Origin of the sequence: Actinocatenispora rupis (genome assembly GCF_016861975.1) — a bacterium.
In the GTDB taxonomy this organism is placed as follows: domain Bacteria; phylum Actinomycetota; class Actinomycetes; order Mycobacteriales; family Micromonosporaceae; genus Actinocatenispora; species Actinocatenispora rupis.
The window spans coordinates 70337-90039 of sequence record NZ_BOMB01000029.1; the positions used below are offsets into that span (position 1 = coordinate 70337).

Sequence of the window (19703 nt, forward strand, 5' to 3'; positions counted from 1 at the left end):
CCGCGGCCCATGGCCCAATCGCGGTCACGCCAGCGACTCAGTCCTGCGCCCGGCGACAGATCATCCAGAACGAACGAAGGACACGACATGACCGATGGCGACTTTGCGCAGATCTTCCCGCTCGGCCAGACCAACGACGCTTTCGCCCAGTACTTCACCGGCGAGAGCTACCTGGCTCCGCTCGCCGCGGGCAGCGTTCCGGTCAGCAACGTCACCTTCGAGCCGGGCTGCCGCAACAACTGGCACGTCCATCACGGCACCGGCGGCGGCGGTGATCAGATCCTGCTGTGTACGGCGGGCAGCGGCTGGTACCAGGCCGAGGGTGAGGACCCCACCATCATGGAGCCCGGCACGGTGATCCGTGTTCCGGCGGGTACGAAGCACTGGCACGGCGCGAAGGCCGACTCGTGGTTCTCCCACCTCGCCTTCATCACCCCGGGCGACGGCGTCGGCAACGAATGGTTCGAGCCCGTCACCGACGAGGAGTACGGCAGGCTGCCGAGGAACGGAGCGAACGCATGAGCATGTTGGCGGAGACCTGCACGCTGTCCAACGGCATCGAGATCCCCAAGCTCGGACTCGGTACGTGGTTCATCGACGACGACAAGGCGGCCGACGCCGTCCGCGCCGCCATCGAGATCGGCTACCGCAACATCGACACCGCCCAGGCGTACGGCAACGAGCGCGGCGTCGGCGAGGGCGTCCGTTCCGCCGGCATCGCCCGCGAGGAGCTGTTCGTCTCCACGAAGCTCGCCGCAGAGATCAAGGACCACGACCAGGCCGTGGCAGCGATCGACCAGTCACTGTCCACACTCGACATCGGCCACATCGACCTCATGCTCATCCACGCCCCGCAACCGTGGAACGATTTCCGTGGCGGCGACTACTCCGCGGGCAACCTGGCAGCGTGGCGTGCCCTCGAAGACGCGTACCAGGCTGGGAAGCTGCGCTCCATCGGCGTGTCCAACTTCCTCCAGGAAGACCTGGACAACATCCTTGCGCACGGCACCGTGGCCCCGCACGTCAACCAGATCCTGGTACACGCGGGCAACACGCCCAGCGACCTGATCGCCTACTGCCACAACAGGAACATCCTCGTCGAGGCGTACTCGCCGATCGCCCACGGCGAGATCCTCAACAACGAGCGCGTCGCCGCCATCGCCGAGAAGTACGGCGTCAGCGTGCCCCAGCTGTGCATCCGGTACGCCCTGCAGCTCGACACGGTGGCCCTGCCGAAGACCGCAAACCCGAACCACATGCGCTCGAACGCCGAGGTCGACTTCGCCATCGCCGAGACGGACATGGAAACACTGCGGGACCTGCACGAGCGAGACTACGGAGAATCCAGCGCCTTCCCCGTCTACAGCGGCAAGTGACACCCACCTCGGCGTCGGGGAGTCGGGCGGCGCCAGCGTGAGGTTGGGGCCGCCGTCTCCGAAGACGAGGCGAAAGGCGTACCCAGCTGGGGCGGTGGCCACGCGCAGGTTCTCGCGGGTTCCGTTGGCGTCAGCCGTCGGACATTAGCAGTTCAGATCGCTTCCCGATGTCGTTCTTTCGGCGTTCACCCGGCTTGGGGCGGGCTACCGGTTCGCGCGGGTATCTGTCGGTCGAGTGCAGCGCCCGAACAATTCAGGAACCGGCAGCGGAATGTGCCGACGCGATGTACGGTGCGCCATTCCTGAACTCGCAGACCGGTCGCTCCGTGCGCCAGCAGCGGGGATGACAGGAGGCATGTGCTTCGGCACGAGCCGCAATCGCCGGCAACGTGTCGGGCCGACGGCGCTTGCTCAACCTATCCTCAAAGTTCTTGATCGAGCCGTATACCTTTCATTAGCATCACGCCTGCAGCAAGATCACTGCGGGGCGCAGGAACATCTCTGCGCGCAGTAAGGAAATGCTTACTCCTACGTCATCGCCACCGAACTTGGTCATGACGTTTCCTGACGATGCGGCTTGGTCGCGTTTCTGTCGAACAGGAAAGGTGAACAACCACCCGTGAAACTGCAAACACTGCGGCGTACGGTCGCCGTCGCGGCGGCGGCCGGGTTGCTGGCGACGTTCGGCGTCACCTCCGCCGGTGCCACCGAGAACTGGCAGCGGGTCGGCACCGACTCCCACAGCGGCGTCAGCGGTATCGCCCTGGAGAGTCGTACGGACGGCGGCGATCTGAGCGCGCTGATCGTCCACGACAACAAGAACGCCGGTGAGGCGCACCTGTCGCGGGTCACCATGCGGGATGGCGCCACGTCCGTCGAGCGGCTCAAGTGGACCGGAGCGGAGCCGGTCGACCTGGAGTCGATCGAGGCGATCCCGGGCATGACGGGGGAGTACGTCGCGCTCGCCAGCCGGGGGATCGCCTACCACATCAAGGTCGCCGACTCGACGGCGTCCGTCATCGACTACACGCCGCTGCCCGCCATTGGCGAAGGCGACGAGTTCGAGAGTTTCTCGATCATCAGCCAGAACGGCAAGCTCGCCGCCCTGTGGGCCGACCGCGGGGAGGGCAAGAAGCGCCCCTCCACCATCTACGCGGCGTCCCTGTCGTTCACCAAGTGGGGACAGGCGACTTTCGGCGCCGTGGTGGAAAAGAAGTACCGGGCGCACTACCCGACTGACGAGGGAACCCGGAACGTCTCGGACATGACGGTGACGAGTTCCGGCCGCATCCTGACGAGTTCCGCATCGGACGCCGGCGATGACGGCCCGTTCGATTCCGCGGTGAGTCTCGCCGGCCGGGTCACCGTCTCGTCGAAGGGCCGGGTACGGATCTCGGTCTCGCGTTCTGCCCGCGTGCTCGCCACGTTCCCCCAGCACAAGGTCGAGGCGATCGAGTGCCTGCCCGGAACCGGCGATGCCCTTCTGGGTACCGACGACGAGAACCTCGGCGGATACGTCCGGACGGCGCCGCTCTGCGCGGCCTGACCGTCGACGACTGAGCACGACGTACGGCCCCTGAACTGCCTCCGCCCGGTTCAGGGGCCGCACTTCTCCGTACTGCTGGGCTGTGTCAGAGGTCGGTAGGGAAGCTGACCGCGATGTCGAGTCCGCCGCGGGGTCGTGGATGTGCGGTGATCGTCGCCTGGTGGGTACGCGCGATCGTGGCGACGATGGCCAGGCCGAGGCCGTGGCCGTCGTTGTGGCTGAGGCGTTGCGCGCCGGCCTGTTGGAACGGTTGGAACAGCCGGTCGACGTCGTCCGGTGGGATGATCGGGCCGGTGTTGCCGACGGTGATCGTCGCCCGGTCGCCCGGGAGTTGGCCGGTGGTGATCTCGACGGTTCCGTTGGCGCGGTTGTGGCGTAGGGCGTTGTCGACGAGGTTCGCGACGAGCAGTTCGGCGAGTCGGGGATCGCCGGCGGCGAGGGCCGTACGGAGGTCGGCGTCGACGCGGATGCCGTGTTCTTCGGCGTCGGCGCGGCGCTGGGCGAGTAACGCCTCGGCGAGTGGGGCGAGGTCGAACGGTTCGCGGCGCTCGATGCCGCGTTCGCTGGTGGCGAGGACGAGCAGGGCGTCGATGAGCCTTTGCTGCTGCGATCCGAGCTGGAGTGCCTCCTCGCAGGCTGCTCGGAGTGACGCGGTGTCGGCGCCCGGATCGGCGAGGGCGACCTGGAGGAGGGTCCGTTGCCCGGCGAGCGGGGTACGCAGCTCGTGGGAGGCGTTGGCGACGAAGTGGCGTTGGGCCGCGAAGGCGGACTCCAGCCGGCCCAGCAGGTCGTTGAGCGTGCTGCCGAGCCGGGTGAGTTCGTCGTCCGGCCCCCGTACGGCGAGCCGCTGGTCGAGGTTGGTGGCCGAGATCCGTTGCGCGGTGGTGGTGATGACGTGCAGGGGTCGCAGGAACCGGCCGGCCAGCCACCACGCGCCGGCCAGGACGACGATCGCGGCCGCGAGACCGATGAGCGCGGGTACGACGTCGAACCGGCTGCTGGAGTCGGCCGGCTCGGCGGCGGCGCCGGCGGGGGCGCGGGCGGCGGTGTGGCCGTACAGGAGGTTGGTGGCGAGCAGTACGGCGGCGAGGACGGTGAGGAACAGTCCGGAGTAGAGCAGCGTGAGCTGTACCCGGAGGACGGGCCGCCGGGCCCGTAGCAGGGACGTGAGCTGTCGTGGCGCAGCCATCAGCTGTCTCCGATGCGGTAGCCGCCTTCGCGGATGGTGTGGATGACGGGAGGTTCGCCGAGCTTGGCGCGCAGTCGCCGCATGGTGTGCTTGACAGCGGTGGTGAACGGGTCGGCCGCCTCGTCCCAGACGCGTTCGAGCAGGTGTTCGGCGGACAGTGCGATGCCCGGCGCGGCGAGGAGGCATTCGAGCAGGGCGAACTCCTTGGGGCTCAGGTCCAGCCGTCGCCCTGCCCGCGTCACCACCCGGCGGGCCGGATCGAGCACGATGTCCGCGTACGCCAGCGTCGGTGGTACGGGCGGGGTCGCCCGGCGGCCGAGGGCGCGGACCCGGGCGACCAGTTCGGCGAAGTCGAAGGGCTTGGGGAGATAGTCGTCCGCCCCGAGGTCGAGACCGTGCACCCGGTCCTGCACCGTACTGGCCGCGGTGAGCATCAGGACGCGGCTCTCGGTGCCGTTCTCGACGAGCCGGCGGCAGACGTCGTCGCCGTGTACGCCGGGCAGGTCCCGGTCCAGGACGACCACGTCGTAGCGGGTGAGGGCGAGGTGGTCGAGGGCGTCGGCCCCGTCGAGTACGACGTCGACGGCCATGCCCTCCCGGCGTAGCCCGGTGCCGATCGACCGGGCCAGTACCTCGAAGTCCTCGGCCACCAGCACTCTCACCGCGGACCACCTCCTCGTGCCGGGGTGGGGCGGTGCTTCGGTCCGGTGGTCGCTCGTGCCATCTCCCCAGCATGACCGCCGGTGGGTCGCAAACCGGTATCAGCGGACGCGACCGGGTTGCGACCGCCGGCTCCGTACAACGGTCCGTGACCCAGCCGACGACGAACGGACCACCACGGTGAGCGAGCAGACGATCGAAGTGTCCGGACTGCGCAAGCGGTTCGGTACCACCCAGGCCCTCGACGGGATGACCTTCACCGTGCCGCCGGGCCGGGTGACCGGATTCGTCGGCCCCAACGGGGCCGGCAAGTCGACCACCATCCGGGTGGTTCTCGGCCTGGACACGCCGGACGAGGGCCACGCGCTGGTCGGCGGGGTGCCGTACCGGCGGCTGCGCAGACCGCTGCGGTACGTGGGCGCGCTGGTCGACGCGGCCGCCGTACAGCCGGGCCGTACGGGGCGCAACCATCTGCTGTGGCTGGCCCGGTCGCAGCGCCTGCCCGTACGCCGGGTCGACGAGGTGATCGACCTGGTCGGCCTGACGAGTGCCGCGCGCCGCAAGGCGGGCGGCTTCTCGTTGGGGATGCGGCAACGGCTCGGGATCGCCGCCGCGATGCTGGGCGATCCGCCGGCGCTGATCCTGGACGAGCCGTTCAACGGCATGGATCCGGAGGGGATCATCTGGATCCGCGGGCTGCTGCGCTCCCTCGCCGACGAGGGGCGTGTCGTGTTGGTGTCCAGCCATCTGATGGGCGAGTTGCAGGACACGGCCGACCATGTGGTCGTCGTCGGTCGCGGCAGGGTCCTTGCCGACGCGCCGGTCGACGAGCTCGTGTCCTTGGCGTCGAGCGGTGAGGTACTGCTCCGCACCGCGGTACCGGCCGAGGCGACCGCGGCGCTGCGCCGGGCGGGCCTGGCGGCGACCGCCGTCGACCCGCGTACCGTCACCGTGGCCGGGGCCGCCGCCCAGCGGATCGTGGCCGTACTCGGCCAGGCGGGCGTGCCGTTCTCCGAGGTCTCCAGCCAGCGGGCCAGCCTGGAGGACGTCTACCTCCGGCTGACCGCGGGCGCGGCCGAGTACCGGGCGACGGTCGGTGGGGAGCAGGGACGGTGACGGCCGTGGGCGCTCCTTCGCGTTCGGTGGACTCCGACCAGGGCGGCGGGTTCAGACCGGCGCTGTGGGCGGAGTGGGTGAAGTTCCGTACCGTCCGCGGTTGGCTGGTCGGTCTCGGGATCGCCGTCCTGATGTCCGTCCTGTTCACCTACCTGGTCGCCAACGGCATTCACAGCGGCACCTGTACGGGGACCGGCGTCACGTGCCGCAGCGGTCATCCCGCCGTACCGACGGGGCCGGACGGCACGGCGGTCGCCGACAGCTACCGGTACCTGAGCCGGTCGCTCACCGGCGACGGCACCGTCACCGCCCAGATCGCCTCGCTCACCGGCCGGATCTCCACCAACCCGGTGAACGTCGCCCCGTCGGTGTCCGCCACCCGCCCGGGCCTGGCCGGCTGGGCGAAGGCCGGCATCCTGCTCACCCCGACCACCAGACCGGGCTCCTCGTACGCGGCGGTCATGGCCACCGGCCGGCACGGGACACGCTTCCAGTACGACTACACCCATGACCGGCCCGGCACCAGCACGAATGCCTCGCCGCGTTGGGTACGACTGGCCCGCGACGGAGACACGATCACCGGGTACGAGTCCGTCGACGGGACCTCGTGGCGTGCAGTCGGCGTCGCCCACCTGCCCGGGCTGCCGGCGACCGTACGGGTCGGGCTGTTCGTGACCTCGCCGGTGTCGTTCGACGGCCAGACCGGTCACCCCACCCTGGCCACGGGCAGCTTCCGCCACGTCACCGTCACCGGGGCCGCCGATGGTGGCTGGCGGAGCGCCGGCATCGGTACGGGCCCGGCCGACTTCTACCCGGTCCTCGGTACCGGTGCGGCACGCGCCGCCGGCGACGGGTTCGTCCTCACCGGGTCCGGCGACATCGCTCCCGCCGTGGTGCAGGGTGTCCTCGGTACCAACACCGTCGCCAGCAGCCTGCTGCTCGGGCTGCTCGTCGGATCGATCGTGTTGATCGTGCTCGCGGCGCTGTTCGTCACCAGCGAGTACCGCCGGGGGTTGATCCGCACGACGTTCGCCGCCACGCCACAACGCGGTCGGGTACTTGCCGCCAAGGCGGTCGTGCTGGGTGGAGTCGGGTTCGTGATCGGCGCCCTCGCCGCCACCGTCGCGGTGCCGGTCGGCGACCTGATCCTCGCCCACAACGGCGTGTACGTGTTCCCCGCCGGTGCCGCGACAGTCGCCGGCATCGTCGTCGGGTGCGGGCTGGTCACCGCGCTGACCGCGGTCGCCGTACTCGGGCTCGGCACGATGCTGCGCCGCAGCGCCGGTGCGGTCGCCGCCGGGATCGTGGTGTTCGTCCTGCCGTACCTGATCGGGTCCAACATGTCCGGCGGCGCGGAGACCTGGCTGTTCCGCGCCACTCCGGCCGCCGCGTTCTCCGTCCTCGGCGTCCTCCCCCGGTCCTCGCTGGTCGACTACCCCTACACCTTCGTCAACGGCTACTACCCGCTGCCGGCCTGGGCCGGACTGCTCGTACTCGCCGCCTACACGGCCGCCGCGCTCGGTGCGGCCAGGTTCCTGCTGCACCGGAGGGACGCATGATCGCCGCGCTCCGCGCCGAGTGGACCAAGATCCGTACCTTGGCCAGTACCGCCTGGCTGCTCATCGGTACGGCCGTGCTCACGACGGGCGTCGGCGTGGTGGTCGCGGCCACCACGCACCAGTCCTCGGGCAGCGGCGGCCAGGACACCACCACGCTCGCCCTGACCGGCATCGACCTCGGCCAGGCCGTCATCGTCGTACTGGCCGTCCTGGCCATCACCGAGGAGTACGGCACCGGCATGATCCGTACCAGCTTCGCCGCCGTGCCCCGCCGGATCACGGTGCTCGGCGCCAAGGCCGCGGCCGTGGCGGCACTCACCCTCGCCGCCGGCGCCGTCGCCGTCGCGGGCAGCCTGGTCGCGGGCCGACTCGTACGCCCGGGTGGCCTCGGCGCCGACCACGGATCCGTACTCGGGTGGTTCACGCACGGCCCGACGTCGCGCGCCGCGGCCGGCAGCGTGCTGTACCTGGTCCTGGTGGCGCTGCTCGCCCTCGGCATCGCCACCGCCGTCCGGGACACCGCCGTGTCGATCGGCGTGGTACTGGCCGTGCTGTACCTGCCGACCCTGCTCGCCCGGGCGGTCGGCGATCCGCTCCGGCGCCACATCGAGCAGGTCGCGCCGATGACGGCCGGGCTCGCCGTCCAGGCCACCACCAACCTCACGAAGCTGCCGATCTCCCCGTGGGCCGGCATCGGCGTCCTCGCCGCGTGGGCCGCCGGGGCGCTGCTCCTCGCCTGCCTGCTGCTCCGACACCGCGACCCCTGACCCGTGTACCGGCCACGCCGCGGTGCCGGGCGTGGCCGGGGCCAGGTGGTGGAAACCGCCCGGTTCGACCGAGCCCGGCGGTTCCGGGTCGCGGTGGGGCCGGCGGGTTGTTGGCCGCAGCTGGCCATGGTCCGCGCGTGCCGGGGGCGATCGCTCGTCTCGCGCCCGTCGGGTGGAGCTTCTCGCGGCGACGGCTTGTTGATTCGACTAGACGCAGTAATATGGTACTCGTCAGTGGAGATTAGCTGACCCAGCGAGTAGCGGTTGAGAGTGAGGTGAGCGGTGGTGCCCATCGTCACGCAGCGTCCGGTCGCGCGCGGACGGCGCTGGCCGTTCCGTCCGCGCCGCAGCAACGCACGCTGGCGCCGGCCCTGGCCCGGGTTTCCCCCGCGGCTGGCCTGACGCCGGTGTGGGCAGTCCACGACACGACGCAGTCCGGTGAACTAGACAGAGGGGTGAGTTCGATGAGCACGCTGCGCTTCGATCCGTTCCGTGATCTGGATCGGCTGGCCAGCGACTGGTTCAACCTCAACAGCGCGCGGACGCCGCGGTGGGCGCCGATGGACGCGTACCGCTCCGGCGACACGTACATGGTGCATTTCGACCTGCCGGGCATCGACGAGAAGTCGCTGGAGGTCACCGCGGAGAACAACACGCTGACCGTGCACGCCGAACGGCGACCGGCCGCTCCCGACGGGGCCGAGTACGTGGTCAGCGAACGTCCGATGGGCACGTTCAGCCGGCAGATGGTGCTCGGCGACGGGCTGGACCTGGAGAACGTGTCGGCCGACTACCGCGACGGGGTGCTGACCGTGACCATCCCGGTCGCCGAGCAGGCCAAGCCACGGCGCATCAACATCGCCCGCAGCTCCGACGAGCACAAGGTCATCGAGGGCAGCAGCCGCTAGGCACGAAAGACCTGCCGCCGGGGCGGCGCGTCGGCGGCAGACCGGTACCCGACGCCTGGTGTGGAGAAGGCGAGGTGATGGCCGTCAGGGAAACTCCTTCGTGCTCCATCTCTCGTTCCCGGTCCCGTCCCGGTCCGCCCGCGGTCCGGGACGGGATCACGTTCCGAGGAGGCCGGAATGCCGCGCGCACACGACGATCCCCAGCCCGGCTGGCTGGGGGGCGATGACCCGGCCTTCACCATCGGCGCCGCGGCCGACCTGCTCGGGGTCACCCAGGCGTTCCTGCGTCAACTGGGAGTGGCCGGGCTGGTCGAACCACACCGTTCGGACGGCGGGCACCGCCGCTACAGCCGCCACGAACTGGAGCTGGCCGACCGCGCCCGGCGCCTGGTCGACGAGGGACTCACCCTGGACGCGGCCTGCCGGATCGTCGTACTGGAGGCCGAGTTGGCCGCCGCGCGCGCCGAGATCGACCGGCTGAAACACCGCCGGCACGGGCCGGATCCCGACTCCTCCGCCCCTCCGTCGGGCCAGCGGTAGCCGACCTGCCGGAGGGTGCAGCGCCCGCGGAAGGGAGGTCAGACGATGAGTTGCCGACTGTGGAGCGACCAGGACCAGCTGCCGTACTACGAGCTGGTGTGCGACGGCTGCGGCGCCTGCTTCACCTGCTACGACGACTCCTGCTACGACTGGCGTCTGCTGCGCGACGCCGCCCTGTACGCCGGGTGGGACACGCGCGGCCCGCACCGTTGCCCGTCCTGCCAGTACGACACGGGCGGGCGCACCGAACACGACCCTGTCCTGCCCGGCATCGAGGTACCCGACGCCGACCACGCCGAGCAGCAGCAGCCCGTCATCGACGACGACCGGACCGACGTGCCCGCCCCTCCCCAGATCGTGGAGATCCCGGACGCCGACGCGGCCGAACAGCGCCAACCCGTACCGCTCAACGACGACGGCTACCCCACCACCCGCTGACGAACGCCCTCGGTACGTCCGTGTGGCGCGGGGGTCGTGGTGCACGTCGCGGAGTCCGACCGGCACCGCGTACCGGCTGCGGTGCCGTGCCGCCGGCGGTCGGCTACGCATCGCGCCGCACGGCGCCGGCTTCGGAACGGCGTGAGTCGAGCGAAGGTTGCCTGTGCTCGGTGCGCGTTGGTCGGCACGAGCGGATGCTCGACATGCCAGTCGATCCGGGCCGCAGACCGGGTGCCGCGCGGACGGCGTTCCGGGTTCCGTCACGGCCCGGGCTCGGCCAGCGGGGCGCCGGTCAGGAGCCGGACATCGGCCGACCGTACGGTCAGGCAGCACAGGTGCACCGGCCGGCCGTCCGGCCCCAGGCGCCATCCGCTGATCAGCCACCAGTCCGCGATGGCCGGGTCCAGCCCGGTCGGGGCCTCGACATCACTGGTGAGCCGCATGCGCGTGGGACGTAGCCGGGCGAGCGGGGCCGTCGGGTCGTCGACTTCGATGATGTCGCCGCGGCGAGGGATGCGGGTCCTCATCATGATCGCTCCGTCAGCAGGTACCTGTCGCCTGGCCGTACTGTGTCGCGACCGGGCGTACGGGAAGCTGTTCGTCGGCGGACCGACGTCGCGCCGGCTCGTCGACGTGCCGCAACGGCCGCTGTGTCACGTCGACCGCCGTCCTGGTGAGCAGCCGTCGGTCCGGGACCACGACCCCGGCGGCGGCCGCGGTCAGCTCGCGGCACGCGCTGTACTGCTCGGTGTCGGCCGGTATCAACCGCAGTGCTACGCGCAGACCGCGGCGGCACCGCGCGACGAACCGGGGTTGGTGCGGGTCCGGATCCCAGGTGACGGGTACACCGTTCCAGGTCTGGGTCGGGTGCGCGTCCCAGTCCGCCCGGCACAGGTGGAGCTCGTCGACGAGCCCGTACCGGCGTTCCAGCCGGGGAAACAGTTCCCTCAGCTCGACCTGCAGGTTCCGGGACCGTGGCCACCACGCGCCGCCAACCGCACCGAACGGGCCTACCGGCGTGAATGTCGCCCGTACGAACGAGGCCATGATGCACCCCCGCGAAAGCGGTACCGAACGCCTCTGTGGACTTTCGGGGACCGAGCGCCCGAGGCCCGAACACTCGGCTCGCCGACATCAGTCTCGTACCCACGATCGATGATCGCCACCAGGGAGAACCGGGGATGTTCGCCGAGCAGCCGCCGCGAGGGAAGCTCACGATTCGCTGTCGTCGTACTCGATCTGCAGATCGTCGGGCAGCACCGCCATGCCCTCCTGAATGGTGGCTGCCTCAGCCACGCTGACGCCATCGTGGAACACGCAGACCACCGCGCCGTCACTGCCGTCTTCCAGGCCCGAGGTGTCGATTTCCACCCGCCAGGCGCCATCGCGGCTTCGTAGCAACCTCACTCCTTCACGCTACGAGCCGGGTAGCCGCAGGCGACAGGCCGAAGGGCCCCTGTCGTCCCGCGTCACCGCCGCGGCGATCGGCCGACCCCGTCGGGCGTACGCGACCTGCGCGCGTCGAGCCCACCCGGGAGCACACGCGAACGGCCCCGGGATCAGTCCGGGACCGCTCGCGTTGCGGCTGGCGTACCTCGTGGGTCAGGACCTCGTGCGGGCCCGGAGGATGCCGAGTCCGATGAAGCCGACCCACATCAGGGTGATCAGTCCGACGAGAGCGTCGGCGCCCCAGCCGTTGACGGCGTAGAAGGTGGCGGCGTCCATGCCGAAGTACAGCGACGGTACGGCGAGCAGGTTGATCACCGCGACGACGACCGTGCCGCGTCGGGTCCACGCGGGGAGGATGCGCGGTGCGGCCGATCGCCGTACGGCGGCGACGAGTCCGAGGAAGAACATGGCGATCCAGATGTGCGCGATCGGGCCGTGCGCCAGTGCCATCGCGGCGGCCAGCGGCCCGTCGGTGGTCGGATCCATCGACTTGTCGGGGTACGCGAGCGGGGTGCCGGCTTCGAGGGAGGTCGCGAACAGGATGACGACGACGTACGTCAGCAGCGACGCGATGGACAGCTGCCCGGCGACGCTCCGCCGGCCCGTGTCGTCGGTGGGCAGCAGCCGGGCGAGCGCAACGCCGAAGACCGTGAGTACGGCGACGATGACGAGCGTCAGCAGGCTGCGTGTCAGGACGTTCCACTCGGGTGGCGGGCCGGAGTAGATGAAGTACAGGGCCACCAGCAGTACGGAGAGCGCGCCGACCGTCAGGCCGGCCCGTCCGGCGAGACGCGCGTCGGACGCGTGCGGGTGGGCGGTCGCAGTACGCGGAGGGGACGGGTGGCGGGCGATCGAGGGCGTGGTCACAGCGACCCCTTGGGTTCGGTTCGGGCGGAGGTGTTCGACCAGTGCCGGCGGGCGTGGTCGAGAACGAGCACGGCGGTGTTGACCACCAGCGCGCTGGCCGGTGTCCAGAGCCACCACGGGCCGTCCAGGTGCGTCTGGAAGATGGCCATCAGCAGCCACACGATGACCTGTACGGCGGTGGCGAAGGCGGCGACGGTCGTGACGGCGAAGCGCAGTCGGGTGGCGGGGCGCTGCTCGGTGGTACCCAGTCCGAGCAGCAGGCTCAGGCGGTGTCGCGTCGTGTTCATGCCGTCAACGATGTCGGCCCGCACCCGCCCGCGTCGTCTGTCGTTCGGGCCGCGCGGGTCAGCCATCGGCCACCGTGACTACCACTTTCGTTGACTGTCGGCACGGGCGCCGCAACCTAGGCTGACCGGGTGCACGATTCTCCGACCGGCCCTCGCGGCAGCCGGAAACGATGGGAACTGCGTGGGAGGTCGGCGCTGCTGGTCCTCGCGTCGTTCGCGGGTGGCCTCGCCTTGCTGTTCCTCGTACTCGAACAGCGGCCGGGCGGCGGGTGGCGCGCGCTCGACATCGCGGTGGGTGCCCTGGCGAGCCTCGCGCTCCTGCTGCGGCGGCGCGCGCCCGTCGCCGTCGGGCTGCTGCTCGCGGTCGTCGCGGCGTTCTGCGCGACGGCCGGCGTCGCGAACTACGTGGCGCTGTTCGCCGTGGCACGCAGTCGCCGGATCGAGCTGGCCTTCGTGGTGGCGCTCGCCGACGTGGCCGGCGCGCTCGCGTTCTGGCTGCTCTACCCGGCGAACTCGGAGCTGAGCCTGACCGTCGTGGTCAACACGGCGATCGCGCTCGCGGTCGTGGCCTGGGGTGCGCTGCAACAGAAGCAGCAGGATCTGGTGGCCGTCTACCGGGACCGGGCGGTACGCATCGAGCGCGAGCGCGAGCTGCGCGCCGAACAGATCCAGATGGCCGAACGCACCCGGATCGCCCGGGACATGCACGATTCGGTCGCGCACTACATGTCGCTGATCGCGCTGTACGCCGGTGGGCTCGAAGTCGCCGGCGCGCACGCGAAGGACGTGGGCCCGACCGCCGCGACGATCCGTACGACGGCGATCAGCGCGCTGGACGAGCTGCGTACGGTGATCGGCATGCTGCGGGACGGCACGCTCGCGGTACCGCAGGCTACCCGGCACGAGCGGACCGTCCGGGGCCTCGTCGACGAGGCGCGGCAGGCGGGTCAGCTCGTCGTCGCGCACCTCGACGACGACGCCGTACGCGAGGCGGGCCCGGCCGCGGAGGAGGCGTACCGGATCCTCCAGGAGGGGCTGACGAACGCCCGCAAGCACGCCCCCGGTGCGCTCGTGACCGTCGACGTACGGCGGGACGGTGGGGACGTCCTGGTCACCGTCACCAACCCGGTCGACGACAACGCCCCGGTACTTCCCGGCAGCGGCGCCGGCCTGCTCGGGCTGGCCGAGCGGGTCGGCGCCCTCGGCGGCACCGTACGGCACGAGATCGTCGGACGTGGGGACGGCGGCTCCGGCGAGTTCCGGCTGCGTGGCAGAGTGCCTCAGCGATGAACACCACCACGTCCGTCCTCATCGTCGACGACGACGCGATGGTCCGCGCCGGGCTGTCGATGGTCCTGTCGTCCGACCCCACGATCGCGATCGTCGCCGAGGCGTCGAGCGGCGCCGACGCCGTCGTCGCCGCGGTACGGCACCGGCCCGACACCGTACTGATGGATCTGCAGATGCCCGGGATGAACGGCGTCGAGGCGACCCGCCGGATCCACGACGCGGTGCCGTCGTCGGCGATCCTCATGCTCACGACGTTCCACCTGGACACCCACGTGCTCGACGCGCTGCAGGCCGGCGCGAGCGGGTACCTGCTGAAAGACGTTGCGCCGCAAGAACTCTGCCGCGCCGTCCACCTCGCGGCCGCCGGCGAGTCGGCCTTCTCCGCGACGATCACCCGGCAGCTGGTCGCCCGGCAGACCCAGGCGCACAGCGGCCGCGACGACGGCAGCCGGAAAGCCGCCCGCGTACTGGCCGGGCTCACCGAACGCGAACGCGCCGTGGCGGACGCCGTGGCCGAAGGGGCCTCCAACGCCACGATCGCGAAGGCGCTGTTCATGAGCGAGGGCACCGTCAAGACGCACATCTCCCGCGCCCTCACCAAGACCGGCCTGGACAACCGCGTCCAACTGGCGCTCATGGTGTTCCAGGCACAACAGTCTTCGTGACCGGGCCGGTCCGGGAGCGCGGCGCGGCGACGTACCCGTGACCCGGGCCGACTGGGCCGGTGTCGTACCGGATTCTCGGGCGGTCCCGGCCGTTGCGACGATCCGTACGCTGGCCGCATGACCGGGGTACGGCTGTGCGTGGATTTCGGGACGTCGAACACCGTGACGGTGCTCGAACGCAGCGGTGGCCGTACGGAGGCGTTGCTGTTCGACGGGTCGCCGCTGCTGCCGTCCTCGGTGTACGCACAGCCCGACGGCCGCCTCGTCACCGGTCGGGACGCGCTGAACTCGGCGCGGTTGGCGCCCGAATGCTTCGAACCGCATCCCAAGCTCCGCGTCGACGACGGCGTCGTACTGCTGGGCGTCGAGGTACCCGTGGTGGAGCTGTTCGCCGCGGTGCTGGGGCGTGTCGCGGCCGAGGCGCGGCGGGTGGCCGGCCGTCCGGTCGATCGCGTGGTGCTCACGCATCCGGCCGGGTGGGGGCCGCGCCGGCAGGGACTCCTGCGGGAGGGGGCGGCCCGGTCCGGCTGGGACGGCGTGATCCTCGTACCGGAGGCGGTTGCGGCGGCGCGGTACTTCGCCGAGCACCCTGCCCGGCGACCGGGCGAGGGTGCCGGCGCCGACGTCCGGGTCGACCCGGCACCGGTCGTCGTGTACGACCTCGGGGCCGGCACGTTCGACGTGTCCGTGGTCCGGGGGACGACGGTGCTGGCCGAGGACGGCCTGGGCGACGTCGGCGGGCTGGACATCGACACGGCGCTGGTCGACCACCTGGAGCGGACGTACCGACCGCGGGGCCCGGACGCGTGGGACCGGTTGCGGGCCCAGGGGACCGCGCGCGACCGGCGGGCCTGGCAGCAGCTGGCCGACGACGCCCGCGCGGCGAAGGAGATGCTGTCCCGCACCGCGCAGGCGTTCGTACACGTGCCGGTGGTCGAGGTCGACGCGCCCGTGGGACGCGAGGAACTGGACACCATCGCCACGCCGCTGATCGAGCGTACGGTGGCCGCGACCGGCACGGCGATCGCCGCCGCGCTGCCCGCGCCGCCACCGGGCGGCGTGTTCCTGGTGGGCGGCGCCAGCCGGATGCCGCTGGTGGCCGGCCTGCTGCACCGCCGGCTCGGGGTCCTGCCCACCGTGGCCGACCAGCCCGAACTCGTCGTCGCGTACGGCGGGCTGCTCGACGCCGACGCCGATCCGCAGCCCCTCACCACGGGGTTCGTCGACGCCGTCTCCGTGCACGCCGCCGAGGATGGGCCGCCCACGCTCGCCGACCTGCCGGCGCCCCGGACCGCCGGCCCATCCCGCCGGTGGGGCTTCCTGGTCGTCGCCGGCCTGGCCGTCCTCCTGGTACTCGCCGCGCTGACCGCCGGCGTCAAGCTGACGCCCCTGCTGTCCGGCCACCCGTCGGCGACCCCGCCCGCGCAGGAGGTGCACGGCACGTTGCGCATGTGTACCTCGATGGAAACTGGCGGCACGGACTGCCTCTACGCCGCCGTCGTCGCCGCGGACCTGGAGAGCCGCGAGGTCACGGGCTCGAAGGACGGCGACAGCGACATCGTGATCGGCGGGGTCAACGGTGGCGTCGCGGGTCTCGACGCCGTCAACGGCGCCGAACTCGCCGTACGCGGCCGCGACGACCTGCCGCAGGACGCGGCCAGCTGCCGGACGACGCCGGGCTGGACCCTGACGATCGACCCGTACGACCTGGCCGACGGCGACGTGCTCTGCGTGAAGACGAACCGGGGCCGGTACGGCTACCTGTCCGTGACGAACCACGACTCGAAGAGCGGGATGGTGGTCGACCTCGCGTTCACGTACACGCTGTGGAAGCCCGGCACAGCTGGGAACTGACGTTCCCGGGAGGTCGGGGGCGTCGACGGGAACCGCGGTCTCCTCGACGGACCGCCCGCCCGGTGGCCTGACCCGGCGACCCGGTCGGGCGCCGGCCGATGAGTCCGCCGCGTCGAGGACGTCTACCACTCGAAGGCAGGACGCCATGCCGGCGCGGCGGAGTACCCGCGGCGCCGCGGGCGACTGCGCGATCCGGAACGGGTGAGCGGGAGGCGCTGTGAGTCGTACCAGGGTGTTGGTGTCGGGGGCGAGCATCGCGGGGCCGGCGCTGGCCCACTGGCTGCGTCGACGGGGCGCCGAGGTGACCGTGGTGGAGCGGGCGCCCGACCTGCGGCCCGGTGGGCAGGCGGTGGACGCGCGCGGGGTGGCCCGGGAGGTCATCCGGCGGATGGGGCTGGACGCGCCGGTACGCGCGGCCCGTACGGAGACCGCCGGGGCGTACACGGTGGATGTGGACGGGAACGTGCTGGAGACGTTCCGCGCGGACGACGACGGCGGCGACGGGTACATCGCGGAGATCGAGATCCTGCGCGGCGACCTGTCCCGGGTGCTGTACGACGACACGCGGGACGGCGTCGAGTACGTCTTCGGCGACCGGATCGCCGAACTCGCCCAGGACGCGGACGGCGTCGACGTGGTCTTCGCGGGCGGCGACCGGCGGCGCTTCGAGCTGGTCGTCGGGGCGGACGGGCTGCACTCGGCGCTGCGCGCGATGGTCTTCGGCCCGCGCGAGCGGTACATCCGGCATCTCGGGCACGTGATGGCGTTCTACACCGTGCCCAACGAGTACGGGCTGGACCGCTGGCTGTACGACTACCAGGAGGCGGAGTCCGGGCGTTCCGCCGGGCTGCGGCCGGTCCAGGACGCCACCCGGGCGATGGCCATGTTCTCCTTCCCCGCCGCCGATCTCGCCGTCGACCACCGCGACGTCGAGGCGCAGAAGCGGCTGCTGCGCGAGCGGATGGCCGGCCTGGGCTGGCTGGCCCCGCGCATCCTCACGCACCTCGACGACACCCCGGACTTCTACCTGGACCAGGTCGCGCAGGTGGTGATGGACCGCTGGTCGAGCGGCCGGGTGGCGCTGCTCGGGGACGCGGCGTTCAGCTCGTCGCCGCTGTCCGGCGGCGGTACCGGGTTGGCCCTGGTCGGCGCGTACGTGCTGGCCGGGGAGCTGGCCGCCGCGGGCTGGGATCCGGCCGCCGGGTTCGCGCGCTACGAGGCGCGGATGCGGTCGTACGTCGAGGCCAACCAGGAGATCGGCCGGCTGCACGCGCACACCCGCGACGTACCCGCGCCGGACGCCGACCCGGACGCGGAACCCGAATGGGACTTCGCCCTGATCGACCGCGCGATCAACGGCGTCGACCTGCCCGACTACGCGGGCCTGCCGGACTCCGCCGCCCCGGCCGCGCCGTAGCCCACCGCGTACCCCCGGGATGTGTCCGGGCCGCGGCGCCGGTGACCGCCGCGAGGCCCGGCGCGACCGGGTCAGGGTTCGATGTCGACCTCGGCGAGCCGTGCCGCGAGGAAGCCGCGCTCGGCGTCGTTGTCGGTGCGCGCCAACGCATCCCGGTACGCCAGCGCCGCCTCGGCCGGGCGGTCGAGCCGGCGTAGCAGGTCCGCCCGCACCGCCGGCAGGTACGGGTACCGGGCGAGGCGCGGGTCGGCCGCCAGTTCGTCGACGAGGGCCAGCGCGACGGCCGGCCCGCTCGCCATCGACACCGGTACGGTCCGGTTCAGCGCCACCACGGGCGACGGCCACACCGCGAGGAGCCGGTCGTACAGGGTGACGAGCTGCTGCCAGTCCGTCTCGTCGTACGTGGGGGCCTCGGCGTACAGGGCGGCGATGGCGGCCTGGAGCGTGTAGCGGCCGGGCCGGCCGGCGCGCAGCCCGGCGACGATCAGCTCGTGCGCCTCGGCCAGCGCCGCGCGGTCCCACCGCGACCGGTCCTGGTCCTCCAGCCGGAGCAGCCCACCGTCCGGGCCGGTACGCGTGGCGCGCCGGGCGTCGGTGGCGAGCAGCAGCGCGAGCAGGCCGCCGACCTCCGGCTCGTCCGGCATCAACGCCCGCAGCGTACGGGCCAGGTGCAGGGCCCGGTCCGCCGCGTCGGTACGCAGCAGGGTCGGGCCGCTGGGTGCGGTGTGCCCGGCGGTGTACAGCAGGTGCACCACCCCGAGTACGGCGGGGAGCCGGTCGGGCAGCTCGGCGGGCCGCGGCACCCGGTACGGGATGCGGGCGGTGGCGATCTTCTTCTTCGCCCGGGTGATCCGGGCCGCCATCGTCTGCTCCGACACGAGCAGGGCGCGGGCCACGTCCGCGGTCGGCAGCCCGCACACGAGGCGCAGGGTGAGCGCGAGCCGGGCCTCGGGGGCGAGCGCCGGATGGCAGCAGGTGAACACCAGCCGCAGCCGCTCGTCCGGTACGGCGTCGGTCTGCTCCGGCGGCGGGTCGGTGGCGGGCTCGTACCCGGTCTCGGCCGGTTCCACCAGCAGCGGCAGCCTCGACCGGAACGTCGCCTCCCGGCGCATCGCGTCCATCGCCCGGCGCCGTGCCGTGGTGGTCAGCCACGCCGCCGGGTTGGCGGGCGTACCGTCGCGCGCCCACGCGGTCAGCGCCGCCGCGTACGCCTCCTGGACGCACTCCTCGGCGAGGTCCAGGTCCCGGGCGACGCGCACCGTCGCGGCGAGTACCAGGGCCCACTCGCGCCGGTGCGCGTCGGCGACCGCCCGTGCCGCGTCGGTCATCGCGCCGGGGGGATGCTGCCCGCGACCGGGCGTACCTCGACGCCGCCGCGACCCCAGCGCACCGCCGGGTTGTCGCGCGCCACCGCGAGCGCCGCGTCCAGGTCGGGCGCCTCGATCACGCAGAACCCGGCGACGACCTCCTTGGTGTCCACGAACGGGCCGTCCGTGACGACGTCGCCGCGCAGCGACGTCGCCGTCTCCGGCGCCGCCAGCGCGTACGCCGAGACCATCGCGCCCGAGTCGACGATGTCCTCCGCGTGCTGCTTGCTCTCCGCCAGCTGCCCGGCGGTGTAGTCGCCGGCGGTCGGGTCGTCGAAGATCAGGATCGCGTACTGGGCCATGAGTGCTCCTCGTTCGTCGGTGTGCCTACACCAGTACGTCGGACGGGTGCGGCGGAATCGACAACCCGCAGCGAGGCTTTTTCCGTACCCGGCGCCGCCGCGCATC

Annotated in this window: 22 protein-coding genes; 13 read left to right on the forward strand and 9 right to left on the reverse strand. The window is 71.8% G+C overall.

What is annotated here, in order from left to right; all coding sequences use genetic code 11:
* Positions 1 to 87: 87 nt before the first annotated feature.
* The 3 genes from Aru02nite_RS24995 (at position 88) to Aru02nite_RS25005 (ending at position 2922) form a co-directional block, all read left to right on the forward strand.
* Complete coding sequence (locus Aru02nite_RS24995) at positions 88 to 522, forward strand: cupin domain-containing protein (RefSeq protein WP_239076935.1); 435 nt, start codon at positions 88 to 90, stop codon at positions 520 to 522.
* Complete coding sequence (locus Aru02nite_RS25000; protein ID WP_203661845.1) at positions 519 to 1376, forward strand: aldo/keto reductase; 858 nt, start codon at positions 519 to 521, stop codon at positions 1374 to 1376. Before Aru02nite_RS24995 ends, Aru02nite_RS25000 begins: the two co-directional genes overlap by 4 nt.
* A 619-nt stretch (positions 1377 to 1995) precedes the next feature.
* On the forward strand, positions 1996 to 2922 hold the full coding sequence (locus tag Aru02nite_RS25005) for a hypothetical protein (RefSeq protein ID WP_203661847.1): 927 nt from the start codon (positions 1996 to 1998) through the stop codon (positions 2920 to 2922).
* 85 nt (positions 2923 to 3007) lie between these two features.
* On the opposite strand, the gene Aru02nite_RS25010 is transcribed toward Aru02nite_RS25005, so the two are convergent.
* On the reverse strand, positions 3008 to 4111 hold the full coding sequence (locus tag Aru02nite_RS25010) for a sensor histidine kinase (RefSeq protein ID WP_203661849.1): 1104 nt from the start codon (positions 4109 to 4111) through the stop codon (positions 3008 to 3010).
* Positions 4111 to 4773, reverse strand: a complete 663-nt coding sequence (locus Aru02nite_RS25015; RefSeq protein WP_203661851.1) for a response regulator transcription factor — start codon at positions 4771 to 4773, stop codon at positions 4111 to 4113. Before Aru02nite_RS25015 ends, Aru02nite_RS25010 begins: the two co-directional genes overlap by 1 nt.
* Positions 4774 to 4951: 178 nt before the next feature.
* On the opposite strand from Aru02nite_RS25015, the gene Aru02nite_RS25020 reads away from it, so the two are divergent.
* The 6 genes from Aru02nite_RS25020 to Aru02nite_RS25045 all read left to right on the forward strand — a co-directional run bounded on the left by Aru02nite_RS25020 (position 4952) and on the right by Aru02nite_RS25045 (position 10099).
* Positions 4952 to 5887 carry an ATP-binding cassette domain-containing protein gene (locus Aru02nite_RS25020; protein WP_239076936.1) on the forward strand — a complete coding sequence of 312 codons (936 nt, stop codon included), beginning with the start codon at positions 4952 to 4954 and terminating at the stop codon, positions 5885 to 5887.
* Positions 5888 to 5892: 5 nt separating this feature from the next.
* A complete protein-coding gene (locus Aru02nite_RS25025) occupies positions 5893 to 7446 on the forward strand; it encodes a DUF1349 domain-containing protein (RefSeq protein ID WP_239076937.1) in 1554 nt (517 codons plus the stop codon).
* On the forward strand, positions 7443 to 8213 hold the full coding sequence (locus Aru02nite_RS25030; RefSeq protein WP_203661853.1) for an ABC transporter permease: 771 nt from the start codon (positions 7443 to 7445) through the stop codon (positions 8211 to 8213). The genes Aru02nite_RS25025 and Aru02nite_RS25030 overlap by 4 nt, the downstream gene beginning before the upstream one ends.
* A gap of 464 nt (positions 8214 to 8677) precedes the next feature.
* A complete protein-coding gene (locus Aru02nite_RS25035; RefSeq protein WP_203661855.1) occupies positions 8678 to 9121 on the forward strand; it encodes an Hsp20/alpha crystallin family protein in 444 nt (147 codons plus the stop codon).
* Positions 9122 to 9298: 177 nt separating this feature from the next.
* A complete protein-coding gene (locus Aru02nite_RS25040; protein ID WP_203661857.1) occupies positions 9299 to 9661 on the forward strand; it encodes a helix-turn-helix domain-containing protein in 363 nt (120 codons plus the stop codon).
* Between the two features lie 45 nt (positions 9662 to 9706).
* A complete protein-coding gene (locus tag Aru02nite_RS25045) occupies positions 9707 to 10099 on the forward strand; it encodes a hypothetical protein (RefSeq protein ID WP_203661859.1) in 393 nt (130 codons plus the stop codon).
* 260 nt (positions 10100 to 10359) lie between these two features.
* On the opposite strand, the gene Aru02nite_RS25050 is transcribed toward Aru02nite_RS25045, so the two are convergent.
* From Aru02nite_RS25050 to Aru02nite_RS25070, 5 genes are all read right to left on the reverse strand, one after another.
* Positions 10360 to 10629 (reverse strand): hypothetical protein, encoded by a 270-nt coding sequence (locus tag Aru02nite_RS25050; RefSeq protein ID WP_203661861.1) that lies wholly within the window; start codon positions 10627 to 10629, stop codon positions 10360 to 10362.
* Between the two features lie 10 nt (positions 10630 to 10639).
* The gene (locus tag Aru02nite_RS25055) at positions 10640 to 11146 is read right to left on the reverse strand and encodes a DUF5994 family protein (RefSeq protein WP_203661863.1); all 507 of its coding nucleotides are present in this window, start codon (positions 11144 to 11146) and stop codon (positions 10640 to 10642) included.
* A gap of 165 nt (positions 11147 to 11311) precedes the next feature.
* Positions 11312 to 11506 (reverse strand): hypothetical protein, encoded by a 195-nt coding sequence (locus Aru02nite_RS25060; protein WP_203661865.1) that lies wholly within the window; start codon positions 11504 to 11506, stop codon positions 11312 to 11314.
* Positions 11507 to 11701: 195 nt separating this feature from the next.
* Positions 11702 to 12415 (reverse strand): hypothetical protein, encoded by a 714-nt coding sequence (locus tag Aru02nite_RS25065; protein ID WP_203661866.1) that lies wholly within the window; start codon positions 12413 to 12415, stop codon positions 11702 to 11704.
* The gene (locus Aru02nite_RS25070) at positions 12412 to 12702 is read right to left on the reverse strand and encodes a hypothetical protein (RefSeq protein WP_203661868.1); all 291 of its coding nucleotides are present in this window, start codon (positions 12700 to 12702) and stop codon (positions 12412 to 12414) included. Before Aru02nite_RS25070 ends, Aru02nite_RS25065 begins: the two co-directional genes overlap by 4 nt.
* A 129-nt stretch (positions 12703 to 12831) precedes the next feature.
* Between Aru02nite_RS25070 and Aru02nite_RS25075 the strand changes: the two genes are divergently transcribed.
* From Aru02nite_RS25075 to Aru02nite_RS25090, 4 genes are all read left to right on the forward strand, one after another.
* Positions 12832 to 13992: a sensor histidine kinase gene (locus Aru02nite_RS25075; RefSeq protein ID WP_203661870.1), complete on the forward strand. Its 1161-nt coding sequence runs from the start codon at positions 12832 to 12834 to the stop codon at positions 13990 to 13992.
* Positions 13989 to 14657 (forward strand): response regulator, encoded by a 669-nt coding sequence (locus tag Aru02nite_RS25080; RefSeq protein ID WP_203661872.1) that lies wholly within the window; start codon positions 13989 to 13991, stop codon positions 14655 to 14657. Before Aru02nite_RS25075 ends, Aru02nite_RS25080 begins: the two co-directional genes overlap by 4 nt.
* Before the next feature lie 117 nt (positions 14658 to 14774).
* Positions 14775 to 16511, forward strand: a complete 1737-nt coding sequence (locus Aru02nite_RS25085; RefSeq protein WP_203661874.1) for an Hsp70 family protein — start codon at positions 14775 to 14777, stop codon at positions 16509 to 16511.
* Positions 16512 to 16728: 217 nt separating this feature from the next.
* Positions 16729 to 17928 (forward strand): FAD-dependent monooxygenase, encoded by a 1200-nt coding sequence (locus Aru02nite_RS25090; RefSeq protein WP_203661876.1) that lies wholly within the window; start codon positions 16729 to 16731, stop codon positions 17926 to 17928.
* A 71-nt stretch (positions 17929 to 17999) separates the two neighbouring features.
* On the opposite strand, the gene Aru02nite_RS25095 is transcribed toward Aru02nite_RS25090, so the two are convergent.
* Together Aru02nite_RS25095 and Aru02nite_RS25100 are read right to left on the reverse strand one after the other, a co-directional pair.
* A complete protein-coding gene (locus Aru02nite_RS25095) occupies positions 18000 to 19256 on the reverse strand; it encodes an RNA polymerase sigma factor (RefSeq protein ID WP_203661878.1) in 1257 nt (418 codons plus the stop codon).
* On the reverse strand, positions 19253 to 19597 hold the full coding sequence (locus tag Aru02nite_RS25100) for a YciI family protein (RefSeq protein WP_203661880.1): 345 nt from the start codon (positions 19595 to 19597) through the stop codon (positions 19253 to 19255). Before Aru02nite_RS25100 ends, Aru02nite_RS25095 begins: the two co-directional genes overlap by 4 nt.
* Between the last annotated feature and the right edge of the window lie 106 nt (positions 19598 to 19703).

Bases quoted from the DNA above. Each gene is read 5' to 3' on its own strand.
- Aru02nite_RS25070 (WP_203661868.1), bottom strand. From the start codon at position 12,702: ATGAACACGACGCGACACCGCCTGAGCCTGCTGCTCGGACTGGGTACC.
- Aru02nite_RS25050 (WP_203661861.1), bottom strand. From the start codon at position 10,629: ATGATGAGGACCCGCATCCCTCGCCGCGGCGACATCATCGAAGTCGAC.
- Aru02nite_RS25095 (WP_203661878.1), bottom strand. From the start codon at position 19,256: ATGACCGACGCGGCACGGGCGGTCGCCGACGCGCACCGGCGCGAGTGG.
- Aru02nite_RS25030 (WP_203661853.1), top strand. From the start codon at position 7,443: ATGATCGCCGCGCTCCGCGCCGAGTGGACCAAGATCCGTACCTTGGCC.
- Aru02nite_RS24995 (WP_239076935.1), top strand. From the start codon at position 88: ATGACCGATGGCGACTTTGCGCAGATCTTCCCGCTCGGCCAGACCAAC.
- Aru02nite_RS25040 (WP_203661857.1), top strand. From the start codon at position 9,299: ATGCCGCGCGCACACGACGATCCCCAGCCCGGCTGGCTGGGGGGCGAT.
- Aru02nite_RS25055 (WP_203661863.1), bottom strand. From the start codon at position 11,146: ATGGCCTCGTTCGTACGGGCGACATTCACGCCGGTAGGCCCGTTCGGT.
- Aru02nite_RS25000 (WP_203661845.1), top strand. From the start codon at position 519: ATGAGCATGTTGGCGGAGACCTGCACGCTGTCCAACGGCATCGAGATC.
- Aru02nite_RS25100 (WP_203661880.1), bottom strand. From the start codon at position 19,597: ATGGCCCAGTACGCGATCCTGATCTTCGACGACCCGACCGCCGGCGAC.
- Aru02nite_RS25045 (WP_203661859.1), top strand. From the start codon at position 9,707: ATGAGTTGCCGACTGTGGAGCGACCAGGACCAGCTGCCGTACTACGAG.
- Aru02nite_RS25080 (WP_203661872.1), top strand. From the start codon at position 13,989: ATGAACACCACCACGTCCGTCCTCATCGTCGACGACGACGCGATGGTC.
- Aru02nite_RS25010 (WP_203661849.1), bottom strand. From the start codon at position 4,111: ATGGCTGCGCCACGACAGCTCACGTCCCTGCTACGGGCCCGGCGGCCC.
- Aru02nite_RS25085 (WP_203661874.1), top strand. From the start codon at position 14,775: ATGACCGGGGTACGGCTGTGCGTGGATTTCGGGACGTCGAACACCGTG.
- Aru02nite_RS25035 (WP_203661855.1), top strand. From the start codon at position 8,678: ATGAGCACGCTGCGCTTCGATCCGTTCCGTGATCTGGATCGGCTGGCC.